This window comes from Humibacter soli (assembly GCF_054779035.1).
Window position 1 is genome coordinate 2,806,265 of sequence record NZ_BAAGYX010000001.1, and the last position, 26,156, is coordinate 2,832,420.

27 protein-coding genes, 1 tRNA gene and 1 pseudogene are annotated in these 26,156 nt (G+C 66.5%); 9 read left to right on the forward strand and 20 right to left on the reverse strand.

Annotated features, from left to right (window positions below; genetic code table 11):
- Positions 1-104 precede the first annotated feature (104 nt).
- The gene (locus ACYVDN_RS13005) at positions 105-791 is read left to right on the forward strand and encodes a hypothetical protein (RefSeq protein WP_460572117.1); all 687 of its coding nucleotides are present in this window, start codon (positions 105-107) and stop codon (positions 789-791) included.
- Between the two features lie 53 nt (positions 792-844).
- Here the strand turns inward: ACYVDN_RS13005 and ACYVDN_RS13010 are convergent, their stop codons facing one another.
- On the reverse strand, positions 845-1,162 hold the full coding sequence (locus ACYVDN_RS13010) for a hypothetical protein (protein ID WP_460572119.1): 318 nt from the start codon (positions 1,160-1,162) through the stop codon (positions 845-847).
- A 202-nt stretch (positions 1,163-1,364) separates the two neighbouring features.
- Between ACYVDN_RS13010 and ACYVDN_RS13015 the strand changes: the two genes are divergently transcribed.
- Positions 1,365-2,183: a CE1 family esterase gene (locus ACYVDN_RS13015; protein ID WP_460572121.1), complete on the forward strand. Its 819-nt coding sequence runs from the start codon at positions 1,365-1,367 to the stop codon at positions 2,181-2,183.
- 104 nt (positions 2,184-2,287) lie between these two features.
- Here ACYVDN_RS13015 and ACYVDN_RS13020 read toward each other — a convergent pair whose 3' ends face one another.
- The 5 genes from ACYVDN_RS13020 to ACYVDN_RS13040 form a co-directional block, all read right to left on the reverse strand.
- Positions 2,288-3,829 carry an arylsulfatase gene (locus ACYVDN_RS13020; protein WP_460572123.1) on the reverse strand — a complete coding sequence of 514 codons (1,542 nt, stop codon included), beginning with the start codon at positions 3,827-3,829 and terminating at the stop codon, positions 2,288-2,290.
- Between the two features lie 182 nt (positions 3,830-4,011).
- A complete protein-coding gene (locus ACYVDN_RS13025) occupies positions 4,012-4,905 on the reverse strand; it encodes a formylglycine-generating enzyme family protein (protein WP_460572346.1) in 894 nt (297 codons plus the stop codon).
- Between the two features lie 488 nt (positions 4,906-5,393).
- Positions 5,394-6,098, reverse strand: a complete 705-nt coding sequence (locus ACYVDN_RS13030) for an alpha/beta hydrolase family protein (RefSeq protein WP_460572125.1) — start codon at positions 6,096-6,098, stop codon at positions 5,394-5,396.
- Positions 6,099-6,477: 379 nt separating this feature from the next.
- Positions 6,478-6,738, reverse strand: a complete 261-nt coding sequence (locus tag ACYVDN_RS13035) for a type II toxin-antitoxin system YoeB family toxin (RefSeq protein WP_460572127.1) — start codon at positions 6,736-6,738, stop codon at positions 6,478-6,480.
- On the reverse strand, positions 6,735-6,986 hold the full coding sequence (locus tag ACYVDN_RS13040; protein ID WP_460572129.1) for a type II toxin-antitoxin system Phd/YefM family antitoxin: 252 nt from the start codon (positions 6,984-6,986) through the stop codon (positions 6,735-6,737). The genes ACYVDN_RS13035 and ACYVDN_RS13040 overlap by 4 nt, the downstream gene beginning before the upstream one ends.
- 286 nt (positions 6,987-7,272) lie before the next feature.
- Here ACYVDN_RS13040 and ACYVDN_RS13045 point away from each other — a divergent pair.
- Both ACYVDN_RS13045 and ACYVDN_RS13050 read left to right on the forward strand, forming a co-directional pair.
- Positions 7,273-7,346 (forward strand) — tRNA-Gly (locus ACYVDN_RS13045).
- A gap of 155 nt (positions 7,347-7,501) precedes the next feature.
- Positions 7,502-9,904: a cation-translocating P-type ATPase gene (locus ACYVDN_RS13050; protein ID WP_460572131.1), complete on the forward strand. Its 2,403-nt coding sequence runs from the start codon at positions 7,502-7,504 to the stop codon at positions 9,902-9,904.
- 48 nt (positions 9,905-9,952) lie between these two features.
- Here the strand turns inward: ACYVDN_RS13050 and ACYVDN_RS13055 are convergent, their stop codons facing one another.
- A complete protein-coding gene (locus ACYVDN_RS13055) occupies positions 9,953-10,426 on the reverse strand; it encodes a hypothetical protein (protein WP_460572133.1) in 474 nt (157 codons plus the stop codon).
- 121 nt (positions 10,427-10,547) lie between these two features.
- Here ACYVDN_RS13055 and ACYVDN_RS13060 point away from each other — a divergent pair, with 121 nt between their 5' ends.
- The 4 genes from ACYVDN_RS13060 to ACYVDN_RS13075 all read left to right on the forward strand — a co-directional run bounded on the left by ACYVDN_RS13060 (position 10,548) and on the right by ACYVDN_RS13075 (position 13,909).
- Positions 10,548-11,249 carry a hypothetical protein gene (locus ACYVDN_RS13060; protein WP_460572135.1) on the forward strand — a complete coding sequence of 234 codons (702 nt, stop codon included), beginning with the start codon at positions 10,548-10,550 and terminating at the stop codon, positions 11,247-11,249.
- A 126-nt stretch (positions 11,250-11,375) separates the two neighbouring features.
- A complete protein-coding gene (locus tag ACYVDN_RS13065; protein ID WP_460572137.1) occupies positions 11,376-11,780 on the forward strand; it encodes a hypothetical protein in 405 nt (134 codons plus the stop codon).
- Positions 11,781-11,790: 10 nt separating this feature from the next.
- Positions 11,791-12,660 carry a hypothetical protein gene (locus tag ACYVDN_RS13070; protein WP_460572139.1) on the forward strand — a complete coding sequence of 290 codons (870 nt, stop codon included), beginning with the start codon at positions 11,791-11,793 and terminating at the stop codon, positions 12,658-12,660.
- 67 nt (positions 12,661-12,727) lie between these two features.
- On the forward strand, positions 12,728-13,909 hold the full coding sequence (locus ACYVDN_RS13075) for an OmpA family protein (RefSeq protein WP_460572141.1): 1,182 nt from the start codon (positions 12,728-12,730) through the stop codon (positions 13,907-13,909).
- 100 nt (positions 13,910-14,009) lie between these two features.
- Here ACYVDN_RS13075 and ACYVDN_RS13080 read toward each other — a convergent pair whose 3' ends face one another.
- The 12 genes from ACYVDN_RS13080 to ACYVDN_RS13135 form a co-directional block, all read right to left on the reverse strand.
- Entirely contained in the window at positions 14,010-14,528 is a 519-nt protein-coding gene (locus ACYVDN_RS13080; protein ID WP_460572143.1) for a DinB family protein, read from the reverse strand.
- Positions 14,529-14,578: 50 nt separating this feature from the next.
- Positions 14,579-15,919, reverse strand: coding sequence for a serine hydrolase domain-containing protein (locus ACYVDN_RS13085; protein ID WP_460572145.1), 1,341 nt, complete (start codon positions 15,917-15,919; stop codon positions 14,579-14,581).
- A 177-nt stretch (positions 15,920-16,096) separates the two neighbouring features.
- Complete coding sequence (locus ACYVDN_RS13090) at positions 16,097-17,380, reverse strand: ATP-dependent DNA helicase (RefSeq protein ID WP_460572147.1); 1,284 nt, start codon at positions 17,378-17,380, stop codon at positions 16,097-16,099.
- Positions 17,377-19,422 (reverse strand): cytochrome c oxidase assembly protein, encoded by a 2,046-nt coding sequence (locus ACYVDN_RS13095; protein WP_460572149.1) that lies wholly within the window; start codon positions 19,420-19,422, stop codon positions 17,377-17,379. The genes ACYVDN_RS13090 and ACYVDN_RS13095 overlap by 4 nt, the downstream gene beginning before the upstream one ends.
- 217 nt (positions 19,423-19,639) lie before the next feature.
- A complete protein-coding gene (locus ACYVDN_RS13100) occupies positions 19,640-19,927 on the reverse strand; it encodes an HU family DNA-binding protein (RefSeq protein ID WP_146321257.1) in 288 nt (95 codons plus the stop codon).
- A 543-nt stretch (positions 19,928-20,470) separates the two neighbouring features.
- Positions 20,471-20,776 carry an uS14 family ribosomal protein gene (gene rpsN, locus ACYVDN_RS13105; RefSeq protein WP_460572151.1) on the reverse strand — a complete coding sequence of 102 codons (306 nt, stop codon included), beginning with the start codon at positions 20,774-20,776 and terminating at the stop codon, positions 20,471-20,473.
- Between the two features lie 2 nt (positions 20,777-20,778).
- Positions 20,779-20,946 carry a 50S ribosomal protein L33 gene (gene rpmG, locus ACYVDN_RS13110; protein WP_146321261.1) on the reverse strand — a complete coding sequence of 56 codons (168 nt, stop codon included), beginning with the start codon at positions 20,944-20,946 and terminating at the stop codon, positions 20,779-20,781.
- Positions 20,946-21,182, reverse strand: a complete 237-nt coding sequence (gene rpmB / locus ACYVDN_RS13115; protein ID WP_210895839.1) for a 50S ribosomal protein L28 — start codon at positions 21,180-21,182, stop codon at positions 20,946-20,948. The genes rpmG and rpmB overlap by 1 nt, the downstream gene beginning before the upstream one ends.
- A 194-nt stretch (positions 21,183-21,376) precedes the next feature.
- Positions 21,377-21,760 carry a Fur family transcriptional regulator gene (locus ACYVDN_RS13120; protein WP_460572153.1) on the reverse strand — a complete coding sequence of 128 codons (384 nt, stop codon included), beginning with the start codon at positions 21,758-21,760 and terminating at the stop codon, positions 21,377-21,379.
- Positions 21,760-22,677, reverse strand: a complete 918-nt coding sequence (locus ACYVDN_RS13125) for a metal ABC transporter permease (protein ID WP_460572155.1) — start codon at positions 22,675-22,677, stop codon at positions 21,760-21,762. Before ACYVDN_RS13125 ends, ACYVDN_RS13120 begins: the two co-directional genes overlap by 1 nt.
- Positions 22,674-23,771: a metal ABC transporter ATP-binding protein gene (locus tag ACYVDN_RS13130; RefSeq protein ID WP_460572157.1), complete on the reverse strand. Its 1,098-nt coding sequence runs from the start codon at positions 23,769-23,771 to the stop codon at positions 22,674-22,676. The genes ACYVDN_RS13125 and ACYVDN_RS13130 overlap by 4 nt, the downstream gene beginning before the upstream one ends.
- A gap of 28 nt (positions 23,772-23,799) precedes the next feature.
- The gene (locus tag ACYVDN_RS13135) at positions 23,800-24,726 is read right to left on the reverse strand and encodes a TroA family protein (RefSeq protein ID WP_460572159.1); all 927 of its coding nucleotides are present in this window, start codon (positions 24,724-24,726) and stop codon (positions 23,800-23,802) included.
- Between the two features lie 200 nt (positions 24,727-24,926).
- Here ACYVDN_RS13135 and ACYVDN_RS13140 point away from each other — a divergent pair, with 200 nt between their 5' ends.
- A complete protein-coding gene (locus tag ACYVDN_RS13140) occupies positions 24,927-25,865 on the forward strand; it encodes a 5'-3' exonuclease (protein ID WP_460572161.1) in 939 nt (312 codons plus the stop codon).
- Positions 25,866-26,038: 173 nt separating this feature from the next.
- Here the strand turns inward: ACYVDN_RS13140 and ACYVDN_RS13145 are convergent.
- Positions 26,039-26,156: pseudogene (locus ACYVDN_RS13145) on the reverse strand (carbohydrate ABC transporter permease); the annotation flags it as partial.

Consider the following 26,156-nt stretch of genomic DNA (forward strand, 5'->3'; position numbering starts at 1 on the left):
CGTGTCAAGGGATTCCTCCCGCAGCTCGGAGCGAATAGCGTCCTCCTCTGGTGGGTACCGCTCCGGCGAGATCGGGTGGTGCCTCGAGGACGGAGGACGTGCGCATGGATCGTGAGGAAAGAACCGCGCGACCCGAACACCGCTGGCCGGTCGTCATCGCCGTGCTCGTCGCGCTCGCGCTCTACACGTTCCTGCCGAGCGGCCTCTTCGAGGTTCAGCGATACGTGGTGGTCGCGATCGGCGTGCTGGTGCTGATTCCGTTGATCATCCTCAATCCGCACCACTACACGAGAGAGACCCGCCTGTCCCGCCTCTGCGAGGTCGGCCTTGCGCTCCTGATCGTCGCGGCTAACCAGGTCACGCTCGTGCTGCTGATCCTCCAACTCACCCACAAGTCCAACCAGGGCGGAACTCTCCTGCTCGCCTCATTGCAGGTGTGGGCCACCAACGTGATCGCATTCGCCGTGCTGTATTGGTGCCTGGACCGAGGCGGTCCGGTCGCGCGCGCCACCCAGCCGAGATCGAAGCTGCAGAAGGCGGATTTCAGATTTCCCCAGGACGAAGACCACGACACGGTCGTCGAGGTAGCGATCGGATCATCGGCGAAGAGCGACTGGGCCGCCACGTTCGTCGACTACCTCTACTTTTCGCTGACGAACGCCATGGCGTTCAGCCCGACCGACACGATGCCGCTCACGACCAGGGCAAAGGCGCTGATGGCACTCGAGTCGTTCACCGGATTCGTCATGCTGGCCCTGGTCATCGCTCACGCCGTCGCCCAATTCGGCTGACGGGTGCCCGCCCCGATCAGCGTCAACGCCATGGCAAGGCCGTCCGTCCGCGCCTACTCGTCCGCCGACTCCGGTCCCCAGAGGTAGGACTCCGTGCTGGGGTCGATGCGTTGAATCGCTTGACGCATGTAGTTGACCGGAGCGCGGTTGTCGGGTTCCGGACCGTCCTCCGACACACTTTGAGCGAGCACGGAGGTTGCAGAGTTCACGACGAAGTAGATCGTTGTCTCGCGACCATCCATGGTGCGTGCTCTGAGCTCGATCGCGTCCGCGCTGGAGAGCCTGGTGAGCACCGTGACGTAGTCCACTACCGTGTCCGCCGCGTCATCACCCAGCAAGAACGCAGCACCCGCCACAACCAGCTGCTTCATCCGCACCACATTAGGTTCAGGTGGCGATGAGCGCTCGGCCTTGACAAGGACGGTTCGCATCCCTACTCGATGTGCCGAGCACGATCATGCCTGGCGTCACACCCTCCACGAGTCCACGGCGCCCGGGCAGCCAATGCTTGACGCGGCTCTTCGGGCACTCCACGATTAGGCCCGAACCAACGCCTGAGAGTGGAGTTCAGTGATGCCTGCGAAGCTGCGTGCGGTCGCCGCCGTGCTGATGATCCTGCTCTTCAGCAGTGTGCTCGCCGGATGCTCGGCGCCCGCTCCCGCCGCACCGCCGCTCAAGCCCGGGATCCACGCCCTCACCATGAAGGGCGGCCGGCTGGTGACCGTCCACGTGCCGGATCATCTCGTCGTGCCTGCGCCGCTGGTGTTGGTCCTGCACGAGTACCCCGGAAACGGCGCGTTGGCGATGGGCTACGGCTTCGATCCGCTCGTGGACAAAGATGGGTTCGTCGCCGTCTACCCCGACGGGTTCGACGGCTCATGGGATGCCGGTGGCTGTTGCGGCGACGCGGCAGACAACGGTACCGACGACGTCGCATTCCTCACCTCGGTCGTCAAGCAGGTCGAGGCGCGTACGAGAATCGACCCGAAACGGGTCTACGCCACCGGATTCTCCAACGGGGCGATGATGACGTACCGGCTCGGCTGCGAGGCGAAGCTGTTCGCCGCGATCGCGCCGATGTCCGGTGATGTGGAGACCACCTGCGACCATCCCGCCGCGGCGTCGGTGCTGCATATTCACGGACTGACCGACGGTGACGTGGCGTTCGACCCCGAGTCGGACGCGCCGTGGCGCAAGTCCGACGACTGCGGACCACCAACAGTGACGCAGAGCGGGAGCATCCACCGCTCGATCGCAGACTGCGCGGATGGTCGAAACGTCGAGGTTGTCACCATCGACGGTATGGACCATCAGATCCCCTTGGCCGACGCCCAGGGGTTCGATGCGGCGCCGGAGATCATGGCCTTCTTCGCCGCGCATCCACGTCCCTGACCACGGGGCCCTCACGTGCGGCCTGGGACGGCCCGCCACCTCGTCGGGCCGGTTGGCGAAATGTGCGGCGCTCGATGACGAGGACATTGTGCGGGCTATGTCGTTCAGTCCTTTCCGGCCAGGAAGGACTGAAGTTTCTCGACGGCTTGGTCGATGCTGAAAGTCGCTGCTTTTTGTCGTGGTGGGAACTCGGCGAAGGTGGCGAGAAAGCGGCTGACCACCGTGGTGGCGGCCAGGATCAGGTAATCGTTCTCAAGGACCCACTCGAAGTAGGTGTTCGACGTTTGATCCGCGCGCTCAAACGGATCGGTGCGCAGATTGAACAGCTTGGGAACGCGGAGCGGGACGAACGGTTCCATCCAGATCTGCAGCGTCCCTTTGACACGTTGCTCCATGAACACGACTTTCCAGTTGTCGAATCGCAGCGCCAGCACGTCGCCATCGTCGGAGAAGTACACCATTCCCTTGCGAGGGCTTTCGGCGACCTCTCCGGTCAGGTAGGGCAACAGGTTGTACCCGTCGATATGCACCTTGTAGTTCTTGTCGCCGATCGTCTTCGTTGACTTCAGCTCCTCGACGGTGGTCGTGTCACCGGCTGCGGCGAGAAACGTCGGCAGCCAGTCGTGGTGCTGAACGATCTCATTCGAGATGCTTCCCGCCTCGATGTGGCCCGGCCATCTGATCATTTCAGGCACCCGGAAGGCACCTTCCCAGTTGGTGTCCTTCTCACTGCGGAACGGGGTCATGCCGCCATCCGGCCAGGTGTTCATGTGCGGCCCGTTGTCGGTGGAGTAGATCACGATCGTGTCCTCGGCGATCCCGAGCTCATCGAGTTGGTCCAGCAGTGAGCCCACGACCTTGTCATGGTCGATCATCGTGTCGTGGTAGTTGGACTGCCACCGCCCGGCCTGACCGATGCTTTCCGGTTTGGTGTGGGTGCGGAAGTGCATGTGCGTCGTGTTCATCCACACGAAGAAGGGCGTGTCCGCATCGACTGCGCGGCCGATGAAGTCCTGTGCTGCCTCGGCGAAGTCCTCATCGACGGTCTCCATGCGCTTCTTCGTCAACGCCCCGGTGTCCTCGATGCGTTGCTTTCCTCGCGGCCCGTACCGACCATCGACCGTTGGGTCGTCCTCATCGGTCGCCCAGGAGTGGATCACACCCCGCGGACGGGCCATCGCGTTGAACTCGGGAAAGTCCTCTTGCGACGGCCAGTTCGGCCACTCCGGCTCCTCCTCGGCATTCAGGTGATAGAGGTTGCCGTAGAACTCATCGAACCCGTGCACCGTCGGCAGGAACTCGTTCTTATCGCCCAAGTGGTTCTTGCCGAACTGGCCTGTCGCGTACCCCAACGGCTTCAGAAGCTCCGCGATCGTCGGGTCCTGGGCACTGAGCCCGATGTCAGCGCCCGGCACACCGACCTTGCTCAGACCGGTCCGGAACACGCTCTGACCCGTGATGAACGAAGAACGCCCTGCGGTACAGCTCTGCTCACCGTAGGAATCCGTGAACCGGATGCCCTCGTTCGCGATGCGGTCGATGTTCGGCGTTCGGTACCCCATCAACCCGTCGCTGTAGCAGGACAGGTTGGAGATCCCGATATCGTCCCCCCAGATGACCAGAATGTTCGGCTTGCCGTTCGGCATCACAGTCCCCCTGTCGACCGCACCCCTCGACGGTGCTCACCGTCGAACCATGCTCGAAGTCTAGGCAGGCCAGCGTTCGACCAGGCCTGGACGCCGGCAGATCACCCGCGCGGGGCGACAGGTCGCCATTCGTAGGAATCATCGGTAGCCGGCTCTCTACCGGCACTGGAAGGGCCCCTCGGTCAGTGGTCTCGCACGCAGCGGAACCCGATATGCGACATCCCGGTGTCCTCAGCCTGAGGCGAACGTGCCGCGGGACGGAACCGCAGGCAGTACTCCGGTGAGCACAGGTGCGACCCGCCCTTGAGCACACGGCGCGGGATGTCGGGAAATCCCTCTTGCGCGCTGGCCACGGCAAGCAGGTTCTCTCGCTTCCCGGCATTCACCGGCTTGTCCGACAACCTGAGATGACGCGGGGTGTAGAAGTCGCTCGTCCACTCCCACACGTTGCCGGTCATGTCGAAAAGACCGAACCCGTTGGCCGGATACGATCCGACGTCCGCCGTGCTGCCCACTCCTTGGTTGTCGTAGGGAAAGTGGCCCAGCCAGGAGTTAGCCATCGCCGCGCCGCCAGGATACGGCTCGTCACCCCATGCGAAATCCTTACCGATGAGTCCACCACGAGCGGCGTACTCGAACTCGGCCTCGGTCGGAAGGCGCGCCCCGGCCCACGCGGCATACGCGGAGACGTCCTCGTACGCGACGTGGACGACCGGATGCTGCATCCGCCCCTCCAACGAGGACCCCGGCCCGAACGGCTTGCGCCAAAAAGCCCCCGGCTGCCAGCGCCACCAATTGCGCCAATCACGCAGATCGACCGGGCCCGAGGTGGGCGTGAAGACCATGGACCCCGGAACCAGGTCCGCTGGATCAGCACCGGGGAACTTCGCCGGATCGAGCTCGCGCTCCGCGACCGTGACGTACCCCGTGTCGTCGACGAACTCGGCATAGTCCTCATTCGTCACCTCGTAGCGATCGACCCAGAACGAAACGACCTCACGCTCGTGCATCGGGCGCTCGTCGGCGTAGAACTTCTCCGACCCCATCCGGAATGTGCCGCCAGGCAACAACACCATGTCCCGTTCCACCACGACAGCCAACGTAGCGCCCGGGGCATTCGCGCGCGCCCAGGCAGCACCTCGCCCGACGGATCTGCAGACGTCGTTCCCCGCCCCCATTCAGAAGCAGCTCAGCAGCCAGCTGAGTCGGCACTGGCGAAACGGGCTGGGCGAACATTGTGTATTGCAGCAGGGCCAGGTGCGGACGGGCGCGAACTGATTCTTCGTCTTTGGTCGCTGCATCGCTGTTATCGGCTCGAACAGCGCGCGCGAGCGCGACACGGCACTTTGGGGCAGCGAAGTTCACGCTCACCATGCCGCGGACCATCTCGTCATGGGGCAGTGAATCTGCCTGGCTAAGCGACCATTCCTATTGGGGCGCCTGCGAGAGCCGCCACTCGATCCACTGCTGCCGCGTCCACTGGAGACATGTTCAACTACTGCTCGGGGCAGCGATCACATGTGCACATCTCACAAAGTAGTGAGGGTTGACCGCACAGTGCCCATCAACTCCGGTCAGGCGTACTGGCCGACGCACCGAGGCGGGCGCGCAGGAAGGCGACGGTCCGTGCCGCCAACCCCGCACCGATCTCGGCCGCAGGCTGCTTGGCGCCCTTGACGACGAAGCCATGGTCGCCCGGTATCCACTCCAGTGTGGCGTCCTGGCACGTCGCGACCGCGTCCGTGAGCTGTTCGTGCGGGGCGACGAACGGGTCGGTCTCCCCGGAGAGGAAGAGCTGCGGTGCGGCGATCGCAGGCAGGTGCTCGACACGCGGATTCTCCGGCCGGCCGGGCGGATGAAGGGGGTAGCCGAGGTAGACGAGCGCATCAGGGGCGATGACGCCTTCGGACGCGGCCATCGACGCCATACGCCCGCCGTACGAGCGGCCGCAGGCGACGATCGGGACGCCCGGGATCTGATCGCGCAGGAACTCGTCGACCGCAGCCCATGTCACGATCGCGTGGGAAGCGGGGCCCGGCACTCGCCTGCCCGCCTCGGAGTAGGGGAAGTTGAAGCGCAGGACGGCAAGGCCAAGACTCGCGCACGCCCCGGCGAAGCCGACGAGGGACGGACTTTCCATGCGCGTCCCGGCGCCGTGCGCAACGCCGATCGCGGCCCAGGGGTCAGCCTGGAGATGCAACTCGGCCGACACGTCCACCTCGGCCGCCGGCAGCGCGACGGTCAACCGCATCGAAGCGGATTCATCCACCCCCGCATCATCTCGCATGCGGACGCTCAGAGGCTGTCGCCGACGAAGCAAGCCCGGAGCAGCGCGCCGCGTCGACCATCATGATCGCCCAGGGCGGAGCGGCCGACGTTACAGCGAGGGCGAGTGTCGCAGCCCTCCCTCGCCGGTGGCGACCGCGTCCTGAGCTACACCCCGCGCCACCTGTCGCGCCAACGCCGTCACCTTCTTGGTGACCGAGGATGAGCCCCGGGAGGCACCTCACCGGGGCGGCCCGGGCGAAACCAAGGCGGCAAGTTGATTGTGGTGGGGTCGGCAGCGGCCTTGTAAGGCTCGTGGTAGGGCACAAAGTCAACGCGCGATAGGCGATCCGCTTGCGTTCTCCTGTGGGGTGAGCGTCGGGTTAGTAGTGGTCCCGTGCTTGCAGGATGATGATGTGCTCGTCGGTGACGTAGTAGACGAGGCGGTTTGCGTCATCGATTCGACGTGACCATGCACCGGTCAGGATGTGTTTGAGGGGTTCGGGCTTGCCGATGCCCGTGAAGGGGTCGCGTAGGACGTCGGTGATGAGCTGGTTTATTCGCTTCAGCGTTTTGCGGTCCTGGGTCTGCCAGTAGAGGTAGTCCTCCCACCCATTGCGGTCGAACGCGAGACTGCGGCTCACGCGTCGAGCAGATCGTGCTGCTCGAACTCGCCCCGACGGGCGCGCTCGATCGCCTCGACGAGCCGCTGGGCTCCGGTGGAGTTGCGCAGCAGGTACGCGGTCTCAGTCATCGCGTCGTAATCGTCCTTCGACAGGATGACGGCGTTGCCATGTCGTGAGACGACCTCGACGGCGGTGTGGTCGTCGTTGACCTGCTGGATGAGACCGAACAGGCTCTTGCGGGCTTCCGACGCTGTGATCGCTGACACGACTACCTCCTCAAGTGGTACGCAATATCGTACCACTCCACTCCGGCGGCCACACGGATCCGCTGTTGCAACATGCTCGCCGGCGGCACGGCGGGAGTTGAAACCTCTCCTTAGAATCCGAACTCGACCTTGCTCTACCTGAGCTCGACGAGCCCGCGGGTATCCTGACGCCGGGCGCGGACCTTGGATACCCGTAAGATGGCTGTGGCTCCTGTAACAAGGACGCCATAGCTATGTGGGAACCAAGGCTTCGCTAGAGCCACGATCCCAGTGTTTTCAAGGCTTCGCCGATGTAGTTCAATGGCAGAACTTCTGCTTCCCAAGCAGACAGCGCGGGTTCGATTCCCGTCATCGGCTCCACTCGCCCCATCCGGCACCGCGACGCACCCGCGAACCCGTCAGCGAACCCACCGGTTCGGCACCGGCGTCCAGTAGGCTCCAAATCGCGGTCGACGTGCGCGACGGCATCCATTCTCTGCCGCGGTGTCGGCGCGAAACGGGGGACGCGATCGAGGATGACGGACACGCATGACGTGCTCCACGGCCTCACCGAAACCGAGGTCGCCGACCGCGTCGCCGCCGGCAAGACCAACGCCTACACCGACCCGACGAGCCGTTCGGCGTGGAGCATCATCCGCGCCAACGTCTTCACGCTGTTCAACGGCATCATCGTGGCGTGCTTCACTGTGCTGCTCGTGCTCGGCAGGTGGCAGGACGCCCTCTTCGGCCTGAGCGCCATCGCGAACACGATCATCGGGTCGGTGCAGGAGTTCCGCGCCAAGGCCGCCCTCGACAAGCTGGCCCTGCTGCACGCGCCGAACGCGCGGGTGCTGCGCGACGGGACGATGCACGAGGTACCGGTCTCCGAGGTGGTGCTCGACGACATTCTGATCCTGCGTGCCGGCGACCAGATCGCGGCGGATGGCCTCGTGCTCTCGTCGTCGCGGCTGCAGGTGGACGAGTCGATGCTCACCGGCGAATCGGATGCCGTGGACAAACAGCCTCTCGATGAGACCCTCAGCGGCTCGATCGTCGTCGGCGGCGAGGGGGCAGCGCGGGTCATCCGCGTCGGCGCTGACTCGTTCGCCAACAAGCTGGCCAGCGAGGCGAAGCGCTTCTCACTGGTCTCGAGCGAGCTTCGTCGCTCGGTGAACCAGGTGCTGAAGTTCCAGGCCTACATCATCGGACCGGTCGCGCTCCTCGTGCTCAACGCCCAGATGTTCGTCTTCGGCGGCTGGCCGGAGGCGATCCAGAGCGGCCAGTGGCGGCAAGCTGCCGTCAACGCTATCGCAGCCGTCATCGCGATGATCCCGCTCGGACTCGTGCTGATGACGAGCATCGCCTTCGCCGTCGGTGCAGTGAAGCTCGCCGCTCGCCAGGTGCTGGTGCAGGAGCTGCCGGCGGTCGAGGGCCTGGCGCGGGTCGACGTGATCTGCCTCGACAAGACGGGCACCCTCACCGAGGGCGAGATCGTGTTCGACGCGGCACATCCTGTGGTGGATGACGCCCCTTCCGGCTGGCGCGACGCCCTCGCCTGGTACGGCGCCGAACCCGACGCCAACGCCACAGCGCGGTGCCTCGCCGCCGCATACGAGACCGGCGGTGCCCTCGAGCCCGTCGCGCGCATCCCCTTCTCCTCCGCCCGCAAGTGGAGCGCTGTGTCGTTCGACGACGCAGCCCGCGGCACCTGGGTGCTCGGCGGCCCCGAGATGGTGTTCCCCAGCGGGGATCACCACTGGCTCCACGCGCGATCAGCGGAGCTCGCGGCAACCGGTCGCCGTACACTCGTGCTCGGTCACTCGCGCCACACCCTCGGCCACGACGAACTCGAGGCCGAGTCGCTGCCCGACGAGCTGCACGCCGTCACGCTCCTCACCTTCCGCGAGCAGGTGCGGTCCGACGCAGGCGAAGCGCTCGGCTACTTCGCGTCGCAGGGCGTCGACGTCAAGGTCATCTCTGGCGACAACCCGCAGACCGTCGCTGCGATCGCCCGCGAGGTAGGACTGGATGTCGAGAGCGGGTTCGACGCACGCGAACTGCCCGACGACCCGGCCGCCCTCGCCGAGCTGCTCGAGCAGCACACGGTCTTCGGACGCGTCACCCCGGATCAGAAGAAGGGGATCGTGCAGGCGCTCAAGTCGCGGGGTCACACCGTGGCGATGACCGGCGATGGCGTGAACGACGCGCTGGCCATCAAGGAGGCCGACATCGGCATCGCCATGGAGTCCGGCTCCGCGGCGACGAAGGCGGTCGCCCGCATCGTGCTGCTCGACGGCAAGTTCGAGCACCTGCCAGGCGTGGTCGCCGAGGGCAGGCAGGTGATCGCGAACATCGAGCGCGTCTCCATGCTGTTCCTCACCAAGACCGCCTACGCCACAGTGCTCGCGGTAATCTTCGGCGTCACGATCATGCAGTTCCCGTTCCTGCCTCGTCAGCTCTCCGTGATCGACGGCCTCACGATCGGCATCCCTGCCTTCTTCCTCGCGCTCATGCCGAACAACCGGCGGTACATCCCCGGGTTCCTGCGGCGGTCGCTGAGCTTCGCCATCCCGGCCGGCGTGATCATCGGCCTGATGCTGTGGTGGTACTCGGCGGCGGCGACCGGGGCCGGCATCCCGCAGGACGAGCTGCGCACCGGCGCGACCCTCATCCTCACGATCGTCGGGCTGTGGGTTCTCGTCGTGCTGTCACGTCCGATCGACGGTTGGAAGATCGTGATCATCGGCGCCATGATGCTGGGCCTCGTGCTGGTCTACGCGGTGCCGATCATCCGCGAGTTCCTAGGTCTCGTCGACCCCTCGCTGACCGACACGCTGCTCGTGATCGGGATCTCGTTCGTGTCCATCGTCGGCATCGAGATCGTGCGGTTCATCCACCGTCGCTATGTGCGCCGCCACGGGGGCACCGGCGACTACTGATCCTCGCACAACGCGCGGCCGGCGGACCTGCTCACAACCCGACCCAGCTCACAACCCGGTCTTGCGCGCCTCGGCCTCGCGCTCGCTCACGTGCGCGAAGTACTGGCGGGGACGCCCGAGCCACAGCGCAAGGATGATCAGCACGCTCACGACGATGAGCAGCACCTCGGGCCAGACATAGTCCGCGTCGACGATGAGCGACGCGACGGCGAGCAGCAGTTCGATTCCGAGCACGATCGTCAGCAGCACGCGCGCGTAGTGCTTGCCGCGGCTCAGTGCCGACGCGAGCGCGAGGATGAACAGCCCGAGCAGGATCACGCCGGCGCCGATCAGCGTCACCCCGAACTGCCCGCCGAGGCTCGGAATGTCGGCCACGTACCGCAGCAGGATGAACAGCAGACCCACCCCGATGGAGAGGAATCCCGCCACATACGTGAACACGACGATCACGATCAGCTCGGTCGGCGGCTTGTGCCGACGACGTGCTTTGGGCGCGGGGCTCGCGGGCATTCCCGTGGTCATGGTCACACTTTATGACGCGCGCGAAGGCCTGGACAGGGAACCTTTCGCACATCCCGTTCAAGGCGGACTGTCGGAAGAGCGCCCTACTGTGTTACTCCTCGAATCCGTAAGGAGGACCCCTGTGTCCGACGCCCGCGCTCTTCGCCCGCCGCGCTCGCCCCGCTCGCCGCTCCGCGTCGGCGTGTTCACTCGAGCCCACCTGAACCGCCTCGCCAAGCGGGATGCCCGCGCCGGAGTTCCACGGGCAGCCTACGAGGCGGAGCCGGTCGGCGAGCCGACCCCGACCGTGCAGGTGCTGCAAGCGCACGCCGCGACCTACACCCAGCGGGAGGCGCAGCGCTTCCTCACCGACGTGCGCAGCCAGTGGGTCGAGTACGAGGCGCTCTCCGAGACCGTCGCGCGCGAGCAGCGCGAGTACGTGGATCGCACCAGCGCCCTCGAACGGGCGGCGGCGACCGCTGCGCAGGATGACACCAGTCCGGCACACGAAGACATTCGTCGTCTGGAGCGGCGCATCCAACGAGACCTTCGCCGATCGGACCACCTCAAGGCGATCATCCACACGCGCTTCACCGTCGCGAGGCTGCGGGCTCGCCGCTACTTCGACTACTCGGACGAGAAGGTCGCTCTGTACTGGGGCACCCTGCGTCGGAAGCATCCGGCAGCGGAGAACATCAGCGATCGGCCGCCGGCGCTGCAGCGTCCAACGTGGCTGACGGTGGACGACAACTACCGCGCCCTCGAGCTCTGGCACGGTAGCGACATCTTCGGCGGTGCGGCGCTCGACGCCGGCCCACAGGCGGGTTCGCCGCGTCAGCCATAGCCGACGCCCATCTATCGTTCAGCAAACGGCAGGGAGCAGCCAGCAAGCTTGATGAGCCGCGGCGCGTCTCGCCACGGGTCAAGGGGGCCGGGTCGCAGATGCGACCGGGAAAGCAGGGAGGGAAACATGGCGGCACGCAATCGACAGGGCGCCGTGGTCGCGGTGGTCGATACGCACGACGCGTTCGGCCTCGAGGCCGTCGAGTACACGTTGCCCAAGGTGCGGCGACTCTCTCGCAGGCTGCGCTGGCGTCTTTGGCGCATGAGGCGTTCGCTCGACGTGGAGACGCTCGACGTGTTCGAGCACGAGATCTCGGCGTTCGAGAACGCCGGCCTCTCCGATCTCGCGCGACAGCGCACCAGGCACGCCTCGACCATCGAGTCGCTGCAGACCATCGCCCGCGCCAGGGTCGAGCTCGTGAACGGCGCCCTGAACGCCGCACACGCCGATCTCGTCAAGGCAGAGGCGGACGCCGCGATGCTCGAGCGCAAGCTCGCCGATCGCGACCCGAAGTTCCACAGCTACGCGTAGGGGGATGACCATGGCACGCGACATCGTCATGAAGCCGCCGAGCAGCGGACCCCGGCTCGGCCGGCTCTCGCCCGTCACGCACGTGTTCGTCTACGTGCTGCTGATCGGCATGATCGCCGTCGACTACTACCTGCTGTCCCAGACGCTCACACTGTTGCTGCGCAACGACAGTCAGTACGGCTCGATCGGCACGATGATGTACATCATCACGGCGGGCATCTCGGCCGCGATCGTGACGATCCCGCACATCGTGGCCGTGCTCGTGCGACGCATCGAGAGCGGCATCACCACGCGCGGTTGGGTCAGCGTGGTGATCGGGCTGGGCATCCTGTGGGTTGCCATCCTGCTCGTCATCACCCTCGCCCGCATCAAGGCGGGACTCGACGCGCAGAACGCCGGCGGCCTCACCGGACTCGTGGGCCAGCAGCAGACGACTGCCGTCGGCTTCTCCTGGACCGCGCCCGACACGATCATGGCGTTCCTCATGCTCGGCGTGCTCGTCACCTCCGGCGCCCTGAGCTTTGTCACCGCGTGGCTCACGACCCGCCCGCTGGTCACCGCCGTCGAGCGCGGCTGGCGTCGTGTCGCGCAGCTGCGCCGGTATCGCGACCGGCTGCTCGCCGAGCAGCTCAAGGCGGCGGATGCCATCGCTCAGCAGGCCGCGCAGGAACCGGCCGATGTCGAACGCTACGCGCTGGCTCAGGAGACGTTGCGCTACGACCTCGAGCAGCTTCGCGCGCGACTCGCTGTGAAGCTCGCCCAACGGCAGCGCGATCCGCAGGGCACCAGCCAGATCATCCACGAGCTGCAGCTGCGCCGCGAACCACGCGAGAACCTCACGCCCGCGCCGACGGCCGCCCCGGCAGGCTCCGCCGACTGATCCCGAGTCGACGCCCCCTCTACTGCCCGTCCCCGTCGCTCCCCGTCACCGAGAGGACAACAACCCTGTGCGCTCCCCACTCCGCATCGTCGCACCCATCGTCGCAGCCGGCCTGGTGGCTGCGGCACTCGCGGCATGCTCCTCGTCGTCGAGCACCGGTCCGTGCAGCCAATCCGACAAGAGGAACATCGGCGTCGTCGCCGGCAGCACGGCGAACGCTCCTGCCACCCAGCTGCCCGCCTCGGCGACCGCCCAGTTGAAGGCCGCGGGAGAGACGAACGGCAGCGTCACCATCGTCATCCCGTCTGGCAAGCCTCAGGCGATGGGAACCACGCTGCTCGGATCCACCGCCAACGACGCGATCGTCTGCCGCAGCGACCAGGGCAACAAGCTCACCCAGGTGACGAGCTACATCAACGGACTGAAGGCATCCAACGGCGAGGTCGACTTCCTCGACTCCATCGACCAGGCAGCCAAGAGCCTCGGCAAGAACTCGATGGGCGTGATGGTGGCCGGGAGTGGCCTGCAGACCGTCGACCCGCTGAACTTCGCGGTGACCGGGCTGCTCACCGCCGACCCGTCGCAGGTCGTCGCCGATCTGAAGTCCAAGGGCGAGCTGCCCACCGACCTCTCCGGGGTGACCGTGTACTGGTCGGGGCTCGGAGATGTCGCAGGCGACCAGCAACCACTGACGATCACCGCCCGCAGCAACCTCCAGGCCATCTGGGCGGCGATCATCACGGCCGCGGGCGGCACCCTCTCCGTGCTTCCCGAGACGGCGTCGGGTTCGGCCGCACCCGGCTTGCCAGCTGTGACCGCCGTTCCGGTGCCCGCGACAGCGACGAACACGAACTGGTCGAAGCCGATCGTGGTGCGCGACAGCGATCTGCTGTTCGTGAAGAACACCGCGACGTTCTCCGACCCGTCGAAGGCGCAGCAGGTGCTGGCGGGACTCGTGCCGTCCATCGAGCAGAACGGCCAGCTGATCACCATCACCGGCACCGCGTCGAAGGACCAGGCGACCACCAACACGGCCGATCTCGTGCTGTCGAAATCGCGGGCGGATGCCGTCAAGCAAGCACTCGTGACCCTCGGCGTCTCCGCGTCACTGCTCGCCACGGCAGGCGTCGGTCACGAGTGGTGCGGGTTCAAGACCGAGACGGATGCCTCGGGCAAGTACTCTGATGCCCTCGCCGAGCAGAATCGCTCGGTCATCCTGACGTCTCCCGGCGTCCCGCTCTGCGGCTGATCCAGCCCGCTACCGCGCCATGTGCGCTCTATTGCGCCAGCAAGAGTGGCCGAATAGAGCGCAAGTGGCGCAATAGACGGGACGTGACGTGACCGACCCGTCAGTGGGTGACGTCCCAGAGGTGGTGCACCGGGTCGTGGATGTAGTACTTGGCGAGCGTCTCGACGGTGAAGACTGATCCGTCGCTACGACGGCCGCTGCGACCGAGCTCCGTGTCGGGCACGCGCTCGAACTCGTCCGCGATCGCGAGGCCGGCCTCCTGCAGATCGAACGCGACCTCGGCGGGGTTCTGCTCGTCGTAGCGCTCGGCGACGGCGGTGGCGTCCTGGTCCCAGTTCTCGAACTCGGGGTCATCCTCGTCGAGCATCAGACGAAGCCGACCGGCCATCACTCGGAACACGTCGCGAACATGGGCGGCGTACTCCAGCGGGGACCAGGTGCTGTCGTCGGGCCGCACCCGCACGTCGTCCCGCTCGAGCACCGGCGGCCAGGCGACGATGTTCTCCCTGGTGAGCGCAGGGATGTCGGCGAACGCAACCGTGCTCGCATCGAACCCGCACTCGGGGCAGGGGCGCTCGAGCACCCAGGTCCAGCTCTTGGTCTCCGGAACGATCGGCATGGGTAGAGCCTATGACCGCCCGGCAGGTGCGGTCACGCTCGCCGATCGACCTAGTTGGAAGGCAGCGAGTGGTAACCGGCGGGGCCCGCTGCCGTTGTGGGCTTGGTACCGGCCGCACGACACACCGCGAGTCGATCAACTGTCGCGGCGGCGGCGTCAGCGGTCCAGGGAAGCTTGATGGTCGGCGCCTTCTGACCGGCAGCGGGCTTGAACGCGGCGGCGATTGCGGCGATCCGCATCGCCAGCGCCTGTGCGTAGTCGGCGCCCGAGGTCGAGTTGTTGAGCATCACGACGACCGTGAGGCCGGACGCGGGGTCGCTGAGCATCGACGTGATGAAGCCGGGGACCGCTCCGTCGTGTCCGCGCATCGGGCCGAGTTGGATGCCGCCCATTCCGTAGGTCTGCCATGTCGCGGCATCGGACGCTACCGGCACCGTCGTCCACGCCGCCTTCTTCGCGTCGCCGTTCAGCAGGGACGCCGACGCGAACGACTGCGCGAACGTCTTCAGGTCGGAGAGCGAGGAGACCACGCCGGAGGCCGTCCACGTCGCGCTCGGGGCGAGCTGTGTGTCATCCATCACGGTTCCGCACTGGGAAGCCCCGGTGACGGCGTCCAGCGAGGTGGCGTAGCCGTGCAGGGCCGAGCCAGGGATGCTCGTTCCGCTCGGCAGACTCGACGACGACATGCCGAGCGGACCGAAGACCTCGCTGTTGTACAGCGACTGCCAGTCCTGGCCGGTCGCGGCCTGCAGCGCCATGCCGAGCAGGATGTACCCGGTGTTCGAATACGCCCAGCGCTCGCCGGGGGCGCCGGCACGGGGCTCGCCCATTCCGTCGGAGAGAAGTTCCATCGGCACGTACGGACGCTGCGGGTTGTCGACGAACTGCGGGCCGAGCGCGTGCATGTAGTCGCCGAGGCCCGAGGTGTTCTGGCAGAGCTGGCCGAGGGTGAGCCCGTCGATTCCGACCACTCGGGGCAGGTACTTCGAGACGGGATCGTTGAGCGCGACCTCGCCCTTCTGCACGAGCGAGAGCAGCACGGTGCAGGTCATCGACTTGGTCACCGAGCCGACGCGCCACGGCATGTTCGGGGTCACGGGCTCCTTGCCCTTGAGGGTCGTGGTTCCGAGGCCCGCCTCGTAGTCGCCTGCCCATGGCGCCCACACGCCCACGATCGCGCCAGGTGCACCGACGAGCTTCATGGCGTCGGTGACGGCCGCCTTGATCGAGTTCGATTCGGCGGAGGGAAGCGTGTTGGATGTCTGCGACGGCGTCGACGACGCGTCACCGCCCTGGGTGCACCCCGAGAGCGCAAGTGCCGTCGCGACGGCCATGGCGGAGGCAGCGACGATCAGCCTCAGTGTGCGGCTGCGCCCCCTAGGCCACGACATGGCATTCCCCCAACGGTCCCCCCGGTCCTCCTCTTCACTCTAAGCGCGCCCGCGCCGCTGACAGGCAGCGAACGGTAACGAGACGGCAACGTCCGTCGAGAAATCATCCATTGTGATGACACGCATGGCGCTGTGGTCGGACCACATGTGCGACCACAGCGCGGCATCCGATGAAGGTCAGGCCTCGCGGTTGCTCATGAAGCGGTCGACGTCGCGGTCGACGAGCACGTCACTGGGCCGCAGCGGTCGGGTCAGGTAAAGGCCCTCGAGCGAGGTGAGCCTGCTCAGCGCGACATAGGTCTGGCCGGGGCTGAATGCCCGCGCGCCGAGGTCGACGATCGCCCTGTCGTAGGTCTTGCCCTGCGACTTGTGGATGGTGACCGCCCACGCCAGCCGCAGCGGGAACTGCGTGAAGTCTGCCGCGATGTCTTTGGTGAGCTTCTTCGTCAGCGGGTTGTAGGTGTACCTGTAGCGCTCCCAGACCGCCGGATCGACCTCATGAACGTCGCCGTCGACATCCACGAACACCGTCGAGTCGATGCGCACGACCGTGCCGATGGTGCCGTTCACCCATCTAGGACCGTCTCCGCCCTGGCCGGTGTCGTTGCGCAGGAACATCACCTGCGCTCCCACCTTGAGCTCCAGGGTCTCGTCGGCCGGGTAGTTGCGGGCGCCGAAGTCACCGTTGACCTCTGCCTTCGCGGTGAGGGCGCGGCCTGGCAGCTTGGCCAGTGCGGAGGCGTTGATGCGATTCACGGAGTCGTTGCGCGTGGCGAGGGTGATGGTTCCGTCATCCGGTGCCGGACGAGCGCCCATGCCGTTCAGTCGGTCGGCGATCTCCTTGGTGACCCGTCCGTGCCGCACCGCGTTGAGCATGAGCTTGAAGTCCAGCTCGCGCTGACGGTGGATCTCGCTGAGCTCGAACCTGCGCAGCGTTGTCTGCTCCCAGACCTTCGCGTCGAAGAACCACATCGAACGGTAGTGGTCGGCGAAGTACGCACGCTCTTCGGAGTCGCCGGGAACCGGCGCGAGCTGGTACGGATCGCCGAACAGCACGATCTGCACGCCGCCGAACGGCTCGAGCTTGCGCTGCCTCGCCTGGCGCAGGGCGCGGTCGATGGCATCCATCAGGTCGGCGTTCACCATCGAGACCTCGTCGATCACGAGCGTGTCGATGGAGTTCAGCAGGGTGACGAGCTCGCGCGGCTGGTCGAGGTCGTGGTCGGCGATCACGCCGATCGGCAGACGCAGCAACGAGTGGATGGTCTGCCCGCCGACATTGAGCGCGGCCACACCGGTCGGAGCGCTGATCACGAGCTGCTTCTCGGTGTTCCAGCTCAGGTGGTTCAGCAGCGTGGACTTTCCGGTGCCCGCTCGCCCCGTCACGAACACGTGGTCCCTGGTGTGCTCGATCGCGTCGAACACGGCGGACTGCTCCGCGGTCAGGGTGAGAGCGCTCAACGCTGGGGCTCCTTCGCGACATCCGGTTTCGATCGAGGAGTCGCGCCATCGGTCTGCTCGCGCGACGGCGCGGCTCGATCGTCGGGATCGCTGGAGGCCATGCGCTGCAGCATCGCGTTGTACGCCATCAGGTCGGCTTCACCGTCGCGATCCGCCTTGCGGTCTCGGCGCTTGGTCTCCTTCGCGTCGCTGCGGCTCCACTGCACGGCGACGATGATCGCGAGTACCACGGTAGGGATCTCGCCGATGCTCCAGGCGATGCCGCCGGCCAGCTGCTGGTCGCCGAGCGGGGTGGCTCCCCACGTTCGGCCCATGGCGCCGAACCAGTTCGCGAGAAAGAGCCCGTTGGTGGTGAGGATCGAGAGCCCGAAGAAGGCGTGGAACGCCATCGTGCCGAGCAGCAGCACGAGCCGCAGCGGATACGGGAACCGGTACGGCACGGGATCGATGCCGATCAGCGACTGCACGAAGAGGTATCCGACGATCAAGAAATGGATGATCATCCATTCGTGCCCGATGTGGTCGGTGGTCGCCCAACTGAACAGCGGGGAGTAATAGAACACCCAGAGCGACCCGGCGAACAGAACTGCCGCCGTGATCGGATGCGTGAGGAAGGCGGCCACCTTCGAGTGCACGATGAGCATGATCCACTCGCGTCCGCCACGGGACCCGTCCGTGCGCTTCTTGATCGCACGCAGCGCGAGGGTGACGGGTGCGCCCGGAACGAGCAGCAACGGCACCGCCATGGTGAGCAGCATGTGGGCGAGCATGTGGCTGGAGAAGAGGTACTTCTCGTAGACGTTGATGCCGCCGTTCGTGACCCAGAGCAGCGCCAGGATGCCCGCCACCCACGAGATCGTGCGGCCGATCGGCCACTTGTCGCCACGACGGTGAAGGCGAACGACGCCGGCGAGGTAGAAGAAGATGGCGAAGCAGCATCCGATAAGCCAGAGCGGGTCGACGTTCACCCCGAAGATGTATCTGGCGAGGGTGAGCGGAGCGGGGAGAGGCTCGCCGGTCAGCACCTCCGCCGGCGTCGGCGCGGACACCGGCACGTCGGCGATGGGTGTCGGCGTGCGGGCGAGCGCGGCGGCGACTCCCTCTGCGATGCCCATGAAGGCGAGTTCGGCTGCGACCATCCACCAGAAGAATCGGCGTCCGCCCGTGCGGCCGAGTCGGCCGATCAGGTATCGGCGCTGGAACATGCCGAAGAGGCCGAGCACGACGAGAGCCAGCGTCTTCACCAGCACGAGCACGCCGTATGCGGTGAAGAGGTTCTGCAGGGTGCCGATGCGCAGATCGGCATTGATGATGCCGGAGAACGCGACCACGACGAACGAGATGATCGCCAACGTCGAATAGCGCTCGAGAACGGTGACGAGACGTTCGCCGTGGAGCGCCTTGCGGATGAGCACGAGGGTGAGCAGCCCGCCGAGCCAGACGCAGGCGAAAATCAGGTGCAGACCGAGCGAGGTGATCGCCTGATCGTGGCCGGCGGTGCCTGCCGCGTGACCGCTCAGCGCCATCGGCAGCAGGGTGAAGAGGGCCACGATCGTGACGAAGACGAGCGCGGTGTGGTTGCGCACCGCGAAGCAGAGCACGGTGGTGACTGCGGCGATGAGCGTGATCGCCAGCCACACCTGTCCGATGGAGATCTGCGTCGCGAACTCACTGATGCCGTCGCTGAACGACTGGATGAACGCGAGCGGAGAGCCGGTCACGTTCAGGTACGTCAGCACGCCCGTGATAGCACTGACGATGGTCATGATCGCAGCCGAGGCTGCCGCGACATCCAGTGCCCTGTCGTATTCGGGCTCGTTCGGGCTGAGGCCGAAGCACGCGAAGACGAGTGCGCCGATCATGGCGGCCGCGCTGAGGTTGACGAACAGGTTCGCGATGGGGAGTCCCCAGCGCACGACGGGCCCCGGGTCGAGCAAGGCGGGAGCGGCCGCCCCGCCACCGTATGCCAGCGCGACCAGTATCGCGATGAGAGCGAAGACCACCAGCGCGACGGGACCCGCGACGCGCTGTACTCTGCTCACCCATCAAGAGTAGTCGCGCGTTCCTTGACGTCCGGCGAGACCGCCGACGCCTGTGGAGGTCGAACTCTCAGTCGGCGCTGTGAACGCGAAGAAGGAACTGGTTTCGCAAGGAGGACGCGCGTGAACGCGAAGAGGGCGCCCGTAACGCGAAGACGGCCCGGAATGCGAAAGAGGGGGTGCCGGCGAACCGGCATCCCCTCTTCGTGAGGTGCTGAGACTACTTGACGGAAGCCTTGAGCTTGCTGCCCGCGGTCAGCTTGACGCGGTGACCGGCCGGGATCTTGATCTCGGCGCCGGTCTGCGGGTTGCGACCAGTGCGAGCAGCCGTCGACGTGCGCTCTGCGGCGAGCCAGCCCGGGATGGTGACCTTGCCCCCACCTGCGACGGTCTCGGCGATGGTCGCGAAGAAAGCGTCGACCACAGCCCCCACGGCGGCCTGGCTCTGACCGGTCGACGCAGCGACTGCTGCAACGAGCTCGGTCTTGTTCAGCGACTTGTCAGCCATTGAGTGTCCTCCTCGGACGTTCTGCTGCTGAGCAGCGATTGGTGTTGAAGTTCACGGCTAGAGCCGCATGGTTTCGGTTCACGGAAGTGCCCCGTAAACCGCCCTCACGGTACCATCCAGCCGCGTAATTCCGCGGATTTCCGGGCTTTTCGACCGGATCTCGGGCCGTTCCCGATGCGACACGACGTTCTCGGCGGGGTTATGCACAGATTCGGGCGGGTTATGCACAGGTGGGGGCTTCATCTCGCCGTGCGGCGCGGCGCCATGGCGCACAGCCCCGTCACCCACGCCCCACAGCCCCGTCACCCACGCGGAGCCACCACCTTCGCCGAACCACCACTCTGCCGTCGAACCACCACCGAAACCGCGCGGACAAGGTGGTGGTTCGGCGAGAAGGTGGTGGTTCGGCGAGAAGGGGGTGGCTCGACGAGGAGTGGTGGCTCGCGGAGAAAGGGATGGGCGGGCGCGCGGGTTGCAGGCCGGGGATGCGGAAAGGGCGCCGTCCAGAGGACGACGCCCTTTCTAGGCGAATGACTTCCCGGCTTACCAGGACGACTTCGTGATGCCCGGAAGCTCACCGCGGTGGGCCATGTCGCGGAAGCGCACGCGCGAGATGCCAAACTTGGTCAGCACGCCGCGGGGGCGACCGTCGACGGCGTCGCGGCTGCGCAGACGCACCGGCGACGCGTTGCGCGGCAGCTTCTGCAGACCGACGCGGGCGGCTTCGCGCTCCTCGTCGGTGGAGTTCGGGTTGATCAGGGCCTTCTTCAGCTCCACGCGCTTCTCGGCGTAGCGGTCGACGACATCCTGGCGCTGCTTGTTGCGCGCGATCTTGCTCTTCTTTGCCATGCTTACCGCTCCTCGCGGAATTCGACGTGCTTGCGCACAATGGGGTCGTACTTCTTGAGCACGAGACGGTCGGGGTCGTTGCGGCGGTTCTTCTTGGTCACGTAGGTGTAACCGGTGCCTGCCGTCGAGCGGAGCTTGATGATCGGGCGGATGTCCTGCTGCTTGGCCATCAGATCTTCTCCCCACGGGCAAGGATGTCCTTGACCACTGCCTCGATGCCACGGGCGTCGATCACCTTGATGCCCTTGGCACTCACGTTCAGGGTGACGTTACGGCGAAGCGACGGCACGTAGTACGTCTTCTTCTGAACGTTCGGGTCGAAACGACGCTTGGTACGCCGGTGCGAGTGCGAGATGTTGTGACCGAAGCCGGGTACGGCTCCCGTCACCTGGCACACTGCTGCCATTGGTTCCTCCATCAATACCGAGAGGCGGATGCCTCTCCCAAGATCTCTTGTCGACGCGCACAATCGCACGCCGCTTTCGCGTAAGAGGGGATTGTGTGCGCGAACTGCGCAGAGGAGTCTGCACAGACGAAGAGATAGTTTACGCGACGCGCCGCGTCAGCTCAAATCGGCCCGGCGGGGACGGGGGCGCAAGACTACGCGCCGGCCGTGCAGGCAGCACAGAGGCCGAAGACGTCGACGACGTGGCGGGCATCGGTGAAGCCGTGCTCGGATGCCACGCGCTGGGCCCACTGCTCGACGTCATCCGCCGCGATCTCCACCGTCGTTCCGCATCGCCTGCAGATCAGGTGGTGGTGGTGACCGGTGGAGCACGCGCGATAGAGGGCCTCGCCCTCTGACTGCAGCGAGTCCGCCTCGCCCTCCGACGCCAGGTCGGCGAGCGCACGATAGACGGTGGCGAGTCCGATCGGCGATCCATGTTCGCGGAGCCCGGTGTGCAGGCTCTGCGCGCTCACGAACCCGTCGTTGGATGCCAGTGCCTCACGCACCGCCTCCCGCTGCCAGGTGTTTCGTTTCATCACGGCACCTCCACCGGTGCCGGCGCGTGCTGAGGTGCGAGCGCCGGCGCGGGCATCCGTCGTCCGCTGATGCCACGGCGCTTTCGAGCCCACGCGATCACGCGGCACACCACGTAGATCAGGAACGAGATCGTGGTGACGTAGGGGCTGATCGGCACCGTGCCGCCGAGGGCCAGCATGATGCCGCCCACCATCGACACCACGCCGAAGATCACGCCGAGCAACGGTACCCACAGCGGGGAGGACGACACCTTGAGCGCCGCGGCCGACGGGGTGACGAGCACCGAGAGCACCAGCAGCGCACCGACGATCTGCACCGACACCGCGACGGCGAGGCCGAGCAGCAGCATGAAGACGATCGACAAGGCGCGGGTCGGAACGCCGCGCGCCGAGGCGACGTCGGCATCCACGCTCGCGAAGATCAGCGGACGCCACACGACCGCGAGGCCGACCAGTACGATGGCCGAGATGACCAGCAGCGCGCCGACCTGCGGATTGTCGATGGCGACGATCTGACCGGTGAGCAGCCCGAACTTGTTCGCAGAGCGACCTGGATAGAGGGCCAGGCAGAGAATGCCCAACCCGAGCCCGAACGGCATGAGCACCGCCGTGATCGAGTTGCGTTCTCGTGCTCGGGAGCCGAGCAGTCCGATGAGCAGGGCCGCGATCAGCGATCCGATGATCGAACCCTGCACGACGCCGACCCCGAACAGCAGCCCGGCCGATGCCCCGGCGAATGACAGCTCGCTGATGCCGTGCACCGCGAAGGCCATGTCGCGCGACATCACGAACACCCCGATGAGGCCTCCCACGATGCCGAGCACGGCGCCCGCCAGGATCGAGTTGCGCAACAGCACGAGGAGCTGCCCGTAGTCGGTGAAGTTGAAGATCTGCGACCACCAGTCGACGGTGTTCACTGCTCCTCCTTCTCGTCATCGCTGTCGTCAGTACCGCGCCCGGCACCATCGACGGCATCACTACCGCGCCACTTGCGCTTGATTGCGCCAGCCGAAGTGGCGCTGCTGAGCGCAAATGGCGCTGTTGCGTCGGGAACGAACTCGGCGTCGTGGCCCGGGTCGTGTTGCTCGTCGTGGTGGGCGTGCGACCCGTCGGGGTGTGCACCTGGGGCATCCGAGGTGCCGACCACCACGATGCGGCCCCGGGTGCAGATCACGTCGACGGGGGAGCCGTAGAGCTCGCTGAGCACCTCGCTGCGCAGCACCTGGTCGGGGGTGCCGATGCGGAACCGTCCGCCGGCGAGGTACAGCACGCGGTCGACGAGGTCGAGCACGGGGTTCACGTCGTGCGTCACGAAAAGCACGCCGAGCTGGCGTTCGCGGCGGTGACGGTCGATGAGCTCGCTGACCGCACGCTGGTGGGCGAGGTCGAGGGACAGCAGCGGCTCGTCGCAGAGCAACAGGCGAGGGTCGCCGGCGAGCGCTTGACCGACCCTCAGCCGCTGCTGCTCACCGCCGGAGAGCGTTGCGATCGGAACGTTCGCATAAGGAGTGGCACCGACCGCATCGAGCAGTCCGTCGATGCGCTGCCGCCGCTTCTTCGACGGCCACGGGATGCCCCACCGATGCCCATCCAGCCCGAGGCCCACGAGGTCGCGGGCACGCAGCGGGGTGTCCTCGTCTGCGAGCTTCTGCTGGGGGATGTACCCGATGCGCCGATTGCCGCGCGTCACGGGCCCGCCCACGAACTCGACCGAACCGGAGAGCAGCCGCTGCTGTCCGAGGATGACCTTGAGAAGACTCGTCTTGCCCGATCCGTTCGCACCGAGCACCGCGATGAACTCACCGGCGTGCACGTCGAGGTCGAGACCGGACCAGAGCGGCCGGTTCGCGAAGCCGAGAGTCGCATCACGCAGGCGCAGGACCGTCTCGAGGGACGCGGCGCGCACGCTGGGGTCTGCGACCTCGGACGTCGCGTCCGTCGGCTGCGCGGATGTCGTCACGACTTCGGACCCTACGCCACCTCCGCGCTCTCGCGTTCCCGTCGCAGTCATCGCTGCACCAGCCTCACTCCCTTCAGGCTCACTGCGATTTCGCGAGCGCGGCCCCGATGTTGTCGAGGTTCGCGGCCATCCAGGTCAGGTAGGTCTTGCCGCTCGGGAGAGTCTCCGTGACGGGCACGACAGGCACGTCATCCGACTTGGCTGCGGTCAGCACCTGCTGGGTCTGCGGGCCGGTGGTCTGCTCGTTGTAGGCGAGCAGCGCGACTGCGTGCGATGAGAAGAGCCCGAGGGTCTGCTCGAGGACCGAAGGTGCGACATCCGTGCCGTTCTCGATCGCCTCGCTGAACTTCTGCGGCGTCTTGTTGTCGAGGCCGATCGCGTTCAGCATGTAGAGCGGCACCGGCTCGGTGATGGCCGCACCCTTGCCCGCGTACTTCTGCTTCAGCTGCGCCTCGGTCGCAGCAAGCTTCGCGACCGACGCCTCGAACTTCTTCTCGTTCGCATGGAACGTCGCCGCGTCTGCCGGACGCGCCTTGGAGTACGCGGCGGCGAGCTCTTGCGCAACCTTGTCGACGGTCGGGAAGTCGTACCAGAGGTGCTCGTTGAAGTCGCCGGTCGACGGGTGCTGGTCGTAGCCGGAGATGGTCGCGGCGTTCAACACGGTCGGCGATGTGCCGGCAGCCTTCACCATCGTGGTGACGAAGTCGTCGTAGCCGCCTCCGTTGGTGACGACGAGCTGCGCATCGGAGATGGCGAGCTGGTTGCGCGCGCTGGCCTGGTAGTCGTGCGGGTCCTTGTTGGGGTCGTCGATGATCGAGGTGACCGAGACGCGGTCGCCGCCGACATCCTTGGCGATATCGCCCCACACGTTCGTGGAGGCGACGACCGCGATCGGGCCGGATGTGCTGTGGGATGACGCAGTGTCGGCGCCTGCTGCGGAACATCCCGCGAGGGCGAGTGCGGCGGCAGCTGCCACGACGGGAAGGGCGAAGACGGAGCGCTTCATGATTGGTGCCTGTCTAGCTCGGGTGAGCGTCGGGGGTTGTTGTGTGGCGCCGACTTCCGTCGACGCTTATTGATAATGATACTCAAACACAGCAACGACCGTGCACACGGGCCCGTGACCGGCTGTCCCGCGAGGGGACGCGGGCGACGGGAGGCGCGGACGGGAGGCGAGCGACGGCGGGTAGTGCGAGGATCGACAGCATGGCCGGCCGACTGATGCTGCTCGACACCGCTTCTCTGTACTTCCGCGCGTTCTACGGGGTTCCCGAGAGCGTGACCTCGCCCGACGGGATGCCGATCAACGGCGTTCGCGGGCTCCTCGACATCATCGCCAGGCTGGTCGCGGACTTCGAGCCGACGGACATCGTCGCCTGTTGGGACGACGACTGGCGTCCCCGTTGGCGGGTCGACCTGATCCCGACGTACAAGCAGCACCGCGTCGAGCAGGCGGTGCCCGGCGGTGTGGATGTCGAGGAGACGCCGGCTGGACTGGTTGTGCAGGTGCCGGTCATCCGCGAGTTGCTGGGCGCGCTGGGCATCCCGGTCGTCGGTGCGGAGGAGGCAGAGGCAGACGACGTGATCGGATGCCTGGCCCGGCGCTCGGCACAGCCGGTCGACGTCATCACCGGTGACCGCGACCTCTTCCAGCTCGTGGATGACGCGACGGGCGTGCGCATCATCTATACCGCTCGGGGCATGAGCAAGCTCGAGCTCGTGACGGATGACGTCGTTCACGCCAAGTACGGCATCTCGCCCCGCCAGTACGCGGCGTTCGCCGCTCTCCGTGGCGACCCGTCCGATGGCCTGCCCGGAGTTGCGGGTATCGGGGAGAAGACTGCGGCCGGCCTGTTGCGAGAGTTCGGCGATCTCGACGGAATCCTCGCCGCGGCGACCGACGCGTCCACCGCGATGGCGGCCGGGGTGAGGACGAAGCTGGCCGCCGCGTCGGAGTACCTGGAGCGCGCGGTCCCCGTCATCGCTGTGGGCGAGCGCGTGACGCTGCCCGAGGTGGACGCCGCGATCCGCCCTCTGGATGCCACCGCGGAGGCATCCGTGCGCACCCTTGGCGACCGCTACGGCCTCGGCGGCTCGCTGGATCGCGCCCTGAAGGCGCTCACCGTGGCCGCGACGTCGGCCTGAGCCGCAACGGTGTCGCGTTGCGGCTCGTCGACGTCACGGTCTCACACTGCCGGCGGGCCAAGGGCAAACTCCGTTTGAAAGTCAAAAGGCGCGAATCCGCGCCCGAGCGTTGACACTATTCGACTTCCAAACGGGTGCCGCCGGACGGGGCCCGGGCGGGTCCGGTGGTGGGTTTAGCGTCCGGCAAGGGATCCTCCGATGCCGCCGACGGAGAAGAAGCGGTTGAGGACGGAGAAGATGATGATGGGTGGGAGCATCATGATGACGGCGACGGCCATGACGAGTCCCCAG